This window comes from Streptomyces sp. DH12 (assembly GCF_020873895.1).
Taxonomy (GTDB): domain Bacteria; phylum Actinomycetota; class Actinomycetes; order Streptomycetales; family Streptomycetaceae; genus Streptomyces.
The window spans coordinates 1-579 of the sequence record NZ_JAHWGT010000518.1 but is presented as its reverse complement, the minus strand read 5'-3'; the positions used below and the strand labels follow the sequence as shown (position 1 = coordinate 579).

The following is a 579-nucleotide window of genomic DNA, read 5'->3' as shown; positions in this document are numbered from 1 at the left end:
CGGCGGCTGGGGCAACTGCTCCAGCGGGGGCGAGACCTGGTTCCAGCCGGTCAACGAGATCCTCAACCGCTACGGGCTGACGCTGCACACGGCCTGACAGCTCTCCTTTCCGCACCCGAGCGGGCCCCGTCGAACTCCTCGGCGGGGCCCGCTCCTTGACCTGTCCGGATCCCGCACGTCCTGACGTCCACGAAAGTTACCGGTCCGTAACTTACTGGTGGGTTACCGGCGGTAAGTGAGCGCTGTTAGTTTTCGGATTCATCTTCTGCAGCCGCAGCAAGGAGAGAGCCGTGAGCCGTATCAGCAGCGTGCTGACAACCGTCGTCGCGACGACGGCCTGTGTGTGCGCGTCCGCGTCGCCCGCAGCGGCGACCGACCCCGTCGTGTCGCGGGGCGTCACCATCCCCGCCTTCTACACCCCGCCCGCCGAACTCCCCTCGGGCAACGGCAAGCTGATCCGCCATGAGCCCCTCAGCCTCGGGCTGAGCCTGCCCGGCCTGGACGGCCGCCGGCTGCCGGGCACGGCCACCCGCCTGATGTACACCTCGACCGACTCGAACGGGCAGCCGGTGGCCGTCA

1 protein-coding gene and 1 pseudogene are annotated in these 579 nt (G+C 68.7%); both read left to right on the top strand.

What is annotated here, in order from left to right; all coding sequences use genetic code 11:
- A partial coding sequence (locus LPA54_RS35520) for a S1 family peptidase (protein WP_228984698.1) occupies positions 1-97 on the top strand: 97 nt, incomplete at its 5' end.
- Positions 98-290: 193 nt separating this feature from the next.
- A pseudogene (locus LPA54_RS35515) lies at positions 291-579 on the top strand (triacylglycerol lipase); the annotation flags it as partial.